The organism is Aliiroseovarius sediminilitoris, from assembly GCF_900109955.1.
GTDB lineage: Bacteria > Pseudomonadota > Alphaproteobacteria > Rhodobacterales > Rhodobacteraceae > Aliiroseovarius > Aliiroseovarius sediminilitoris.
In genome coordinates, this window is the sequence record NZ_FOJB01000001.1 from 2,599,849 (window position 1) to 2,611,182 (window position 11,334).

Annotated in this window: 7 protein-coding genes; all 7 read right to left on the reverse strand. The window is 59.4% G+C overall.

Going from position 1 to position 11,334, the window contains the following annotated elements; all coding sequences use genetic code 11:
- Positions 1-952: 952 nt before the first annotated feature.
- Positions 953-1,567, reverse strand: coding sequence for an SAM-dependent methyltransferase (locus BMY55_RS17095; RefSeq protein WP_091431158.1), 615 nt, complete (start codon positions 1,565-1,567; stop codon positions 953-955).
- Positions 1,568-1,656: 89 nt separating this feature from the next.
- Positions 1,657-4,287: a nitrate reductase gene (locus BMY55_RS12830; RefSeq protein WP_091431160.1), complete on the reverse strand. Its 2,631-nt coding sequence runs from the start codon at positions 4,285-4,287 to the stop codon at positions 1,657-1,659.
- Positions 4,287-4,616: a nitrite reductase small subunit NirD gene (gene nirD / locus BMY55_RS12835; protein WP_091431161.1), complete on the reverse strand. Its 330-nt coding sequence runs from the start codon at positions 4,614-4,616 to the stop codon at positions 4,287-4,289. The genes BMY55_RS12830 and nirD overlap by 1 nt, the downstream gene beginning before the upstream one ends.
- Positions 4,613-7,042, reverse strand: a complete 2,430-nt coding sequence (gene nirB / locus BMY55_RS12840; RefSeq protein WP_091431163.1) for a nitrite reductase large subunit NirB — start codon at positions 7,040-7,042, stop codon at positions 4,613-4,615. Before nirB ends, nirD begins: the two co-directional genes overlap by 4 nt.
- A 4-nt stretch (positions 7,043-7,046) precedes the next feature.
- The gene (locus BMY55_RS12845) at positions 7,047-8,732 is read right to left on the reverse strand and encodes an ABC transporter ATP-binding protein (RefSeq protein WP_091431165.1); all 1,686 of its coding nucleotides are present in this window, start codon (positions 8,730-8,732) and stop codon (positions 7,047-7,049) included.
- Between the two features lie 5 nt (positions 8,733-8,737).
- Entirely contained in the window at positions 8,738-9,814 is a 1,077-nt protein-coding gene (locus tag BMY55_RS12850) for an ABC transporter permease (RefSeq protein WP_091431166.1), read from the reverse strand.
- A gap of 60 nt (positions 9,815-9,874) precedes the next feature.
- A complete protein-coding gene (locus tag BMY55_RS12855) occupies positions 9,875-11,242 on the reverse strand; it encodes a CmpA/NrtA family ABC transporter substrate-binding protein (RefSeq protein WP_091431169.1) in 1,368 nt (455 codons plus the stop codon).
- Positions 11,243-11,334 lie beyond the last annotated feature (92 nt).

Consider the following 11,334-nt stretch of genomic DNA (forward strand, 5'->3'; position numbering starts at 1 on the left):
GTCATCGGAACCTCCACTGTCGACTGGGAAAGTCCCATCGTCAGACAAGGTCGCAAGATCGCAAGATCGCAAAATACGCAGACCGATCAGCAGGAAATCAACACCTGCCACAAGCGCCATTGCCGCGCGAGCGGTTTCGTCCGAGCGCCGCTTCTGAGACATTGACCGTTTCACCCGGCAACAGCCGCTTTTCTAGATTGCTGACATTCGCAAGAGTAACGCTGGACGGCGGCTGCGCGGGACAATGCAGCCTTATGAGATTGCGGTGGATGCGGTCGCATAGGGTCTAAATCTTCTTTTGCGCACGCAGTAACAGATTTTCGGCAGCGCGGCATATCTCATCGATCCGGTCATTCAAAACCGCGCTGCGGAGCGGATTTCAGACCGACTGTTCGCTATAGTTTGGTCGAAGCAGCGAATGCGGACCTATCAGAACATTGCCGTTTCAACAAACGCCCGATCAGACGGGCCTAGCGTTGTTGTATGATATGATTTCACAGCCTCGCGCCGCAGCGAACGGTTTTGGTTTGGTCGCGTAAGCACCTTTGTGCCATGTGACGAGCAGCACTGCGCAGCCCATGATGTCGTGATCTCTTTTGCAATCCGTCATCGATGCGACCGTAGCCCGGATTATCCGCGCGCCCTGTTTCGAGACGTTGGTACAAATGTCGACGGTTTGTATAGAAGTGTGCGCTGTTCGATCAGTGAACATGCCAGTCGCCCAGCTTGGCCCACGGACATACGAAGGGTGGTTTTCGTGCCGGGGCCGGACAAGCGTTTGCCGACGCGCGATGGATACTCAGCATTGCCGGTGCTGACTCCCACGACATGCGTTTCTGCGAACTCGTGCTCGGTCAGACTAGGGATCAGGATGTGCCCTGCGGCGCAGGCAGCGGTCACAACGGGCGCTATGATGACTGGATCTCCGACGGCTTGGGTCGAACAGATTTGTTCAGATGCGCGGCCGAAAAATCCCGGTTCTCCGGATTTCAGCCGGAGCATGCGGCGACTGTGGCACACCCCGGCCACGATCATCGCGTCGATGCGATCCTGTGGCCATGAATGTACCGATATGCTTGCCGACGAAAAGTCGTTCGGCATCGCGGCGAGCACGTTCCAGAACTTCTTCATCAACCAGCTGATCGTAGAAGATCACGTTGGCCTCCTGCAAGCGCTCGATTGCGCGCAACGTCAACAGGTCGCGCGCGCCCGGACCTGCGCCAACAAACAAGCTCTGCCCGGTCTTTGCGCCGACCGGTCCCTCCGCGGCACACGGCGGCTGACGCTGGGCTGGAACCGGCGCGGTCCCATTGCTGCCGATGTCCACCACGACCGGATCCCGGTCTACGATTGCAGGCGTCGTGATGTCACGCCAATCGGGCTGATCAGCCACGTAGACCGGGCAACGCAGCGCCTTGGCCAGTGCCGACGAGCGCCATGGCAGCGCCGGCAGGTGGGCTTGCCCCGCACGCGCGAAACCGGCGATTTCTTCAGCGGTTTCACCCTTCATAGGCAACAGCATCAACAGTGCGCCCACGGCCTCGGGCGCTGCATCCCCACGCAGCATCTATGACATGGCATCGAACGCTTCATCTTGCTTGAGAGACCGCGACAGCCCTCGCCCCCGCTCCAGAGTGCAGACATGACCTGAAAAACTCATTCTGCGGCCTCCTTCGCGCGAAGTTTGTGCAGCACCTCGGCAATCTCAGGCTTGCAAGATCCGCAGTTTGTCCCAGCCCCGAGCGCTTCACCAATGCTTTCGACAGATAACAGTCCCTTGGTTTCGACGGCGCTGACAATGGTATTGATCCCGATCCCGAAGCAGGAACACAGCACAGGTCCCGGATTGGGTGCATCTGCCGGGGGGCGACCAGACAGGATATCTGCCGAGGCAGAACCGGGCAGAGTTGCCAGATAATCGCGCATGACAGCCACGGGGGTCGGTGAAACGAACAGTGCGCCGATCAGTGCACCATCTTGATGCAAGGCAATGCGTGCCCTGCCGCGTTTCGCATCGATGATTGAGGTCAGGTGCGCATCGGGCGCATTGAACATTCGCCGGGTCTCGGCATCCCAATCTGGCACTGGCGCGCTGCCGGCGAGCTCTGCCCTGACGCCGCACGATGTTCTGGCCACGGCCCAATAGTCAGTGTCCAGTTTCATGTCGTCGCGAGAGATGGCAAAGCCGTACCACGCGGCCTTGAACCGACTGACCGCCGCCACGCCAGCCTTGCTTTCAGGCTGACCCGACACTGGATCGAAAGCGGCTGCGACAACTGCACCGATCCGGGCCGCGGGGGCGGTTTCGCCAGTCCAGTGCATTGGTGCAAAGACCTGTCCGAGCGGCACCGCATCGGTGATGCGCGCGCGCAGGATCGCCGTTCCCGTAGGGCTGGAAATCTGCACGAGATCGGCAGGTTTAATATCCAGACTGCGCGCATCCTCTGGATGGATATCGACGAAAGGTTCGGCAAGGTGGGCCGAAAGGCGCGCGCTAAGACCGGTGCGTGTCATCGTGTGCCACTGATCGCGCACGCGTCCAGTGTTGAGCCGGAAGGGAAAGCGCGGTGTCGTCTTTGCGGCTGGCGGCTTCCAAGACACGGGCAGCATCCGCGCTTTGCCATTGGGATGAAAGAACTGCCCGTTCGCAAAGAACCGCCCGCCCTTGCGTGTTGCACTTATCGGCCAACGCTGCGGGGTCAGATTGGCATATTCGGTATCGGTCAGGTCGGACAGCGCAGAGATATCGAAGTCGCGGCCAAATTGTCCGGCAATGCCTGACAGAGCGGCATATTCCCTGAAGATTTCGACCTCGCTGCCATAGTCGAAAGCTTTGGCGAACCCCATCCGTCGTCCGACTTCGGCAAGGATATCCCAGTCGGGGCGCGCTTGACCGGGTGCCGGTAGGACGCTTCGCTGGCGGCTGATGGTGCGATCAGAATTTGTGACCGTGCCGTCTTTTTCGGCCCAGGCGGAGGCGGGCAATAGAACATCGGCAAGGCGTGCGGTGTCCGTCTGGTCGGTGATGTCACTGACCACAGTAAAGGGGCATGCCGCAATGGCATCGCGCACGGCGTCCGCCTCGGGCATGGACACGGCGGGGTTGGTGTGGATGATCCACAACGCCTTGATCCGTCCGTCGCCGACGCCACGGAACATATCGACCGCCTTCAGGCCGGGTTTATCGGGAACCGTCTTGGCCCCCCAGAACCCGCGCACGGCGGCGCGATGATCGGCGTTTTCCAGATCGAGGTGACAGGCAAGCATGTTGGCCAACCCGCCAACTTCACGCCCGCCCATCGCATTTGGCTGACCGGTGACGGAAAATGGTCCGCAACCCGGCTTGCCGATGCGACCGGTCGCAAGATGGCAATTCAGGATGGCATTGACCTTGTCCGAACCGGATGTGGACTGGTTCACGCCCTGCGAATAGATCGTCACAACCTTGTCGGTGCTCATCCACAGGCTACAGAAAGCCTGAATCTCGGCTTCAGACAGGCCGGTCGGTTTAGAGCTGTCATTCCATGCTGCCTTAAGTGCGGCGTCGAACCCGTCGGTGCGCGCGATATACGCCACGTCCAACGCGCCGCCGTCATAGAGAGCAACAAGCAAACGATTGAACAGGGCGACGTCCGAGCCGGGTTGCAGGGCCAGATGCATATCTGCCCCGTCGCAACTGGCGGTGCGGCGTGGGTCGATCACGACGACCTTCGTGCCGCGTTTTTTGCGCGCGGCCAGCAGCCGTTGATACAAAACCGGATGGCACCATGCGAGGTTCGATCCGACAAGCACCACCAGATCGGCCTCGTCGATATCCTCGTAGGTGCCGGGCACCGTGTCGGTGCCAAAAGCCCGCTTGTGACCTGCCACCGAAGACGCCATGCACAGGCGCGAGTTTGTGTCGATATTGGCCGAGCCGACAAAACCTTTCATCAGCTTGTTGGCGACATAGTAGTCTTCGGTCAGCAGTTGGCCGGAGACATAGAAGGCTGTGCTGTCAGGCCCGTGTTCGGCGATGGTTTGCGAAAATCGATCTGCTACCAGCTGCAACGCTGTATCCCAGCTTGTGTCACGTCCGTCCACGCGGGGGGCAAAAAGCCGCTGTTCCAGCCCGACGGTTTCGCCCAACGCGGTGCCTTTCGAGCACAGACGCCCGTAGTTTGCCGGATGGTCCGGATCGCCTCGCACGTTCAACCCGCCTTGACCATCGGGTTGTAAAAGCACACCGCAGCCAACCCCGCAATAAGGACAGGTGGAGCGGGTAACCGGCAGGCCGGAGCCGTCCATCACGCTGCGCTCCGGCTGTCAAGTTTTGCACCATCGATCAGAACGCGCCCGTCCTGCACCAGAACAAGGAAGGTCGTGATCGCGCCATCTTCGCCCGCAGCTTGCCCGGTGTTCAGATCGAACACCCAATTGTGCAGCGGGCAAGTCACGGACTGCCCGTGAACGATGCCTTCGGACAAGGGGCCGCCCTTGTGGGGGCAGCTATCGGTCGCGGCGAATACCTCGTTTTCTGTTGTGCGAAAGACCGCAACACATCCGAGGGGGGTCTTGATTTTACGCGCGCCACGGATGGGGATGTCGTCGATATGGCCTATGTCGATCCAGTTCATTCTGCGGCCTCCAGTGTCAGATCTGCGAGCGGTTGATAACGCTGCGCTTGGGTTGCGTGTTCCGCCCAAGGGTCTTTGCGGTAGATGGATTGCGACAGTTCGAAAGCCTCGATCAGGCGCTGGCGTTCGTCGGGATCGGCGATCCGGTCTTGCACCCAGTCAAGCCCGACCTTGTCCACCCACTTATACGCCCGGTCGAGGTATTTCGCGTTCTCGCGATAAAGCTGAACAAAGGCGATGGTCACGTCGATGGCCTCCTGCTCGGTTTCGACGTCGCACAGGCGTTCGGTTTCCCTGACGTCCATTCCCGCTGCCCCGGCAACGCTGACCTGATAACCGCTGTCGACGCAGATTATCCCGATGTCCTTACAGGTGGCTTCGGCGCAATTGCGCGGGCAACCCGAAACACCGAGTTTGACCTTATGCGGTGTCCAAGACCCCCAAAGCGCCTGTTCAAGCTGGATGCCCAGCCCGGTGCTGTCTTGCGTGCCAAAGCGGCAATGATCCGTGCCGACGCAGGTTTTCACCGTGCGCAGGCCCTTGGAATAGGCGTGACCGGACACCAGCCCCGCCTTGTTCAGATCGGCCCAGATGAAGGGCAGGTCTTCGCCCTTCACGCCCAACAGGTCAATGCGCTGGCCGCCGGTTACTTTGACGGTTGGAACATCATACTTGTCGGCTGCATCCGCGATGGCGCGCAGCTCGGCCGGATTGGTGATCCCGCCCCACATGCGCGGCACGACGCTGAAGGTGCCGTCTTTCTGGATATTGGCGTGCTTGCGTTCGTTGACGAACCGGCTTTGCGGGTCGTCGCGGTATTCCAGCGGCCAATCAGCGAGCAGGTAGAAATTCACTGCGGGGCGGCAGACATGGCAACCGTTGCGTGTTTTCCAGCCCAGTTCCTGCCACACGGCTTCCTGACTTTTCAGTTCCTGACTTTTGATCAGCCGGCGCACATCTTCATGCGTCAAATCACAACAGCCGCAGATCGGTTGCGCTGTCGGTATCTGAAACTCATCACCCAGCATGACCTGCAATAGTTGTTCGACCAGCCCCGTGCACGTCCCGCAAGAGGCGCTGGCCTTGGTCTGGGCTTTCACCGCACCCAGATCGGTGGCACCTTGCGCAATGGCGTCAACAATAGTGCCTTTGCATATGCCGTTGCAGCCGCAAATCTCCGCATCACGCGGCAATGCTGCAACGGCTGAGAGAGGGTCCGCAGAATCGCCCCCTTGAAAGGCCGGACCGAATATCAGCGTCTCACGCATGTCCTCGATCTCGGTGCCGTCTTTGATAAGCTGGAAGAACCAGTTGCCGTCGACGGTGTCGCCATACATCACCGCGCCGACCAGACGGTCGTCCTCTATTACCAGACGTTTGTAGATGCCACGCGACGGGTCGCGAAGCACGATGTCCTCGCGCCCCTCGCCCTCGGCAAAGTCGCCCGCACTGAACAGATCGCAGCCGGTGACTTTCAGCTTGGTCGCGGTGTCCTTGACCACGAAGGCCGCAGCTTTGTCCAACAGCGTGCCAGCCAGCACCTTGGCTTGATCATAGAGCGGCGCGACCAGCCCGAAGAGATGCCCGTCGAACTCCAGGCACTCGCCCACGGCATAGATATCCGGATCCGAGGTTTGCATCTGTGCGTTTACTTCAACACCGCGCGCGACAGAAAGGCCGGCGTCGGTGGCAAGACGCGTTTCGGGGCGGATGCCCACGGCCATAACCACCAGATCGGCGGGCAGAGTTTCGTCGCCCTCCAGCAGCACCGCCTCGACGCGACCATCGCCGATGATCGCTTTGGTCGATGCCTGGGTGCGCACGGTGATGCCGCGACGCTCCAGATCCTTGCGCAGCAGATAGCCCGCCGCCTCGTCCAGTTGCCGTTCCATCAGGTGACCCATCAGGTGCACAACGGTGACATCCATGCCACGCTCGGCCAGACCGGCCGCGGCTTCAAGACCCAAAAGTCCGCCACCGATGACTACGGCCTTGCCGCCCTTGGCAGAGGCGTCGATCATGGCGTTGGTATCATCGAGATCGCGGTAGGTGATCACACCGGGCAGGTCCTTGCCGGGCACCGGAATGATGAACGGCGCGGATCCTGTCGCGATGATCAACTTGTCATAGGGAACGTGACCATTCTGGCCTGCGACCACCTTCAATTCGGGATCGATGGCGGTAACATGTTCACCGAAGCGGCAGGTCACACCATGCGCCGCATACCAATCGTCGTCATGGGTGACAATATCGGCATAGGCCTTTTCGCCCGACAACACAGGGCTCAGCATGATGCGATTATAGTTGCCGCGCGGTTCGGCGTTGAACAGGGTAATATCGAACGTGTCCGGCGCGTCGTCCACCAGATGTTCAATGACACGGCCGGATGCCATACCGGCGCCGATGATGACTAGCTTCTGTTTCATGGGATCACTCCGCCGCAATAGTTTCGGGGGTTTTTGATTTTGGTTTGGGGTTTGCGCCGTGTTCATATTCCTCAAGGAAATCGAGCACTTGTTGGCGATACTTGTAGTAATCCTGATGCTCCAGCAGCGCCTTTCGGGTGCGTGGACGCGGAAGGTCCACATCGACGATCTTGCCAATGGTCGCTTGCGGCCCGTTGGTCATCATCACCACGCGATCGGCCAAAAGGATCGCTTCGTCCACATCATGGGTGACGCAGATCGCGGTGACTTGGGTGCGCGACCAGACCTCCATCAGCACTTCCTGCAATTCCCACCGTGTAAGGCTGTCGAGCATCCCGAACGGTTCATCGAGCAAAAGCAGTTTGGGTGACAATGCGAAAGCGCGGGCTATGCCGACGCGTTGCTGCATGCCGTTGGACATGTCGCATGCCGCCTTGTCCATCGCATCACCAAGCCCGACCCGTTCAAGATAGTATTCCACCACATCCTGGCGTTCAGCCTGAGAGGCGCGGGGATACACTTTGTCCACCCCGATCGCCACGTTCTCTTTCGCGGTCAACCACGGGAAAAGGTTGGGCGATTGGAAGACGACCGCCCGTTCGGGGTCGGCACCTTCCACGTGGGTGCCGTCCAGCACGATGGCACCCTTGGAAATCTCGTTCAGCCCCGCAGCCATGGTCAGCACTGTGGATTTGCCGCAACCCGAATGACCAATCAGGGAAATGAACTCGCCGCGGTTGATGTTAAGCTCGAAATCTTCGACCACGGTCAGCGGGCCTTTTGGCGTCGGATAGACCTTGTGCAGTTGGCTGAACTTCAAATAGCGGTTCTGGATTGTCCCTTTCTGAGCCTCGGCGACGACTGTCGGCAAACCGTGGATCGGGGTCACATCGGGCAACCGGCGCGTGCCTTCGACTTTGGCCTCGATCCCCACATCCATCAGGTATTTGGTCACGTCCGCGCGCAGGCTTTTGAAGGCGTCGTTGGTGTTCATCTCCATCCGGTCACGCGGGCGGGGAATGGTCACTGTGAACTCTTGCCCCAAGGTGCCATCGGGGTTTAGGGCGATGATCCGGTCGGCAAGGATGATCGCCTCGTCCACATCATTGGTGATCAGCACGCAGGTTTTCTTGTCAGCGTCCCAGATGTGTTCAATCTCGTCCGCCAGATTGGCGCGGGTCAGGGCATCAAGCGCCGACAATGGTTCGTCCAGCAGCAACATTTCGGGGTTCATCGCCAATGCACGGGCCACGTTGACCCGTTGGCGCATCCCACCCGACAGTTCCGCCGGGCGGCGCGTGGCGGCGTGGCCAAGACCAACCATGTTCACGTAATGCGCGACTTTCTCGGCCCGTTCTGCTTTATCCAACCCGGGAAACACTGTGTCGACCGCCAGCCCAACATTGCCGTTCACAGTCAGCCACGGCATCAGGGAATAGCTTTGAAAAACCACCCCGCGTTCTGGGCCGGGACCGGTGACGGGTTTGCCTTTGAACGTCACCTTGCCCTTGGTCGGCTGTTCCAGCCCCGCCATCAAGTTGATGAGGGTCGTTTTGCCAGAGCCGGAAAAGCCCAAGAGGACAAGGAATTCCCCTTCTTGCACATCCAGGTCGATGTTCTTGAGCACATGGGTGGCATGTGTGCCGGCACCGAAGCTTTGCGAGACGTTTACGAGTTTCAGAATGCTCATGGTGCTCACCGGTTGTTCGTGAAGGTAAAGAGCGATTGCAGGGCAAACATCACGCGATCCAGCAGGAAGCCGATGATGCCGATGGTCAGAACCGCAACCATGATCTTGGCCAGCGAACTGGACGACCCGTTCTGAAACTCGTCCCAGACGAACTTTCCAAGGCCAGGGTTTTGCGCCAGCATTTCAGCGGCAATCAGGACCATCCAGCCGACGCCAAGGCTTAGCCGAAGGCCGGTAAAGATCAGTGGAAGGGCAGATGGCAGGACAAGTTTGGTGATCTTGGTCCACGTGTTCATCTTCAACACTTTCGAGACATTGACCAAATCCTTGTCGATGCTGGCCACGCCAAGTGCGGTGTTGATCAGCGTCGGCCAAAGCGAACACAACGTCACTGTAATCGCCGAGGTCAGGAAGCTTTTCGCGAACATGCCATCCGAGGTCGTATAGACGGCGGACACCACCATGGTCACGATCGGCAACCATGCCAGCGGCGAGACCGGCTTGAAGATCTGGATGATAGGGTTCAGGGCAGCGTTTGCGATGGGTGACAGACCAGCGGCGATACCCAGCGGAATGGCCACGGCGCTGGCAATCAGGAAGCCGAAGAATACCGTTTTGATCGAGGTCCAGATCTGGCTGTAATAGCTTGGCGCACCTGTATAGGCGCGTTCGACCGGCTCTTTCCCCTGAGCGATGCGGCGCTCGTTCAGCGTTGCGACCTGCGCATCGAATTTAGTGCGCGAAACAGCCTTGGACTGCGCGTCTTCGTGCAGGTTGACTGCCTCGGTCCAGACCTGTGCCGGGCCGGGGATCGCCCCAAGCGAGGTTTGCACGGTCGGGGCCAGCGCAGACCAAAGCATCAAAAACCCCGCAATAGCCAGCAAAGGCACGCCCAGAAGACGCCAGATTTCACTTATCTGGGCTTTGGGGTTGTCGCCGGCGATGGCTTTCAGGATCGGGGTCAGCCAAGCAAGGCCGATAACCTGAAACCACTTGTCGGCGGTGTTGATCCGGGTAAAGCGACGTTCGCGTCGGGCTTCACGCGCGGTTTCAGCGTTGAAATTCGGGTCTGCGATGCTCATCGAATTGTCTCCTGCGGAATTGGAAAGGCGTGGGTGGGCGGCCACCCACGCGAATGTGGCTTAGCCCTCAACCCGGTCGCCGATGACCGTCTGAGCGCCCTTCAAGCCGATCGGCAAGCTTTCGAGGTAGGCATTTGGCGTGCGACCATCGAAGGGAATGCCGTCAATGATATCCGCTGCGGGGGTCGGCGCTTTGAAGCCGTCGCTGTCCCAAGGGAAATCCGCCTCGTTTGCCAGACCGTCATCCACAAGTGAACGCGCGGCTTCCAGATAGATGTCGGGACGATAAACGCTGGCCGCGACGTCCTTGAACCACGCGTCGGTTTGCGGATCAGCAATCTGACCCCAGCGGCGCATCTGCGTCAGGTACCAGACGGCATCGGAGTAATAAGGATAGGTCGCATTGTGGCGGAAGAAGACGTTGAAATCGGGGATGTCTCGCTTGTCGCCTTTTTCAAATTCGAAGAACCCGGTCATGGAGTTCGCGATCACGTCGTAATCGGCCCCCACATACTCTGGTCGGCTCAGGATTTCGACGGCTTCGGGACGATTGGCGTTGTCATTTTCGTCCAGCCACATGGCCGCGCGGATCAGCGCACGCACTACTGCTTTGGTGGTATTGGGGTTTTCGGTGACAAACTCGTCGGTCAGGCCAAACACCTTTTCCGGGTTGTTTTTCCAAAGCTGGTAGTCGGTGATGACCGGCACCCCGATGCCCTTGAACACCGCCTGCTGATTCCACGGCTCGCCCACGGAGTAGCCGTGGATCGTTCCGGCCTCCATCGTGGCGGGCATTTGCGGCGGCGGGGTCACGGAGAGCAGCACATCGGCGTTGATCTGGCCCGAGATGTTATCGGGGCTGTAGTAGCCGGGATTGATACCGCCCGCAGCCAGCCAGTAACGCAGCTCGTAATTGTGGGTCGAGACAGGAAAGACCATCCCCATGTTGAATGGCTCGCCCTTGGTGTTGAATTCTTCGATGACGGGAACCAGCGCCTTGGCCGAGATCGGATGCTGCGGACGGCCATCCTCTAGCGAGGGGATATGCGGGCGCATCATGTCCCACACATCGTTAGATACCGTGATGCCATTACCGTTCAGGTCCATCGAAAACGGCGTCACGATGTGGGCTTCGGTCCCATATCCGATGGTGGCGGCCAGTGGCTGACCCGCAAGCATATGCGCACCGTCCAACTGCCCGTCGATCACGCCGTCCAGCAGGACTTTCCAATTGGCCTGAGCCTCTAGCGTCACAAACAAGCCTTCATCAAGGAAATACCCTTGTTCATATGCCACGGCGAGCGGCGCCATATCCGTCAGCTTGATGAAACCAATGGTCAGTTCATCCTTTTCAACGTCCAGCAACTCGGCCAAGGCTGGGCTGATCATCGCAGTTGTGGCTGCAAGGCCAAGGAGGAGAGGTCTCATGTTTGATCCTTTCGAAGCACCCGATCCATCCAGTTGAAGACCGGGCGAAAAACAAAAAAAGGCCGATCACTGACCACCGAACCATCGGCGGA

What these genes read in the sequence shown, in the direction of transcription:
- BMY55_RS17095 (WP_091431158.1), bottom strand. Translation starts at nt 1,567, where the DNA reads ATGCTGCGTGGGGATGCAGCGCCCGAGGCCGTGGGCGCACTGTTGATG.
- BMY55_RS12830 (WP_091431160.1), bottom strand. Translation starts at nt 4,287, where the DNA reads ATGGACGGCTCCGGCCTGCCGGTTACCCGCTCCACCTGTCCTTATTGC.
- nirD (WP_091431161.1), bottom strand. Translation starts at nt 4,616, where the DNA reads ATGAACTGGATCGACATAGGCCATATCGACGACATCCCCATCCGTGGC.
- nirB (WP_091431163.1), bottom strand. Translation starts at nt 7,042, where the DNA reads ATGAAACAGAAGCTAGTCATCATCGGCGCCGGTATGGCATCCGGCCGT.
- BMY55_RS12845 (WP_091431165.1), bottom strand. Translation starts at nt 8,732, where the DNA reads ATGAGCATTCTGAAACTCGTAAACGTCTCGCAAAGCTTCGGTGCCGGC.
- BMY55_RS12850 (WP_091431166.1), bottom strand. Translation starts at nt 9,814, where the DNA reads ATGAGCATCGCAGACCCGAATTTCAACGCTGAAACCGCGCGTGAAGCC.
- BMY55_RS12855 (WP_091431169.1), bottom strand. Translation starts at nt 11,242, where the DNA reads ATGAGACCTCTCCTCCTTGGCCTTGCAGCCACAACTGCGATGATCAGC.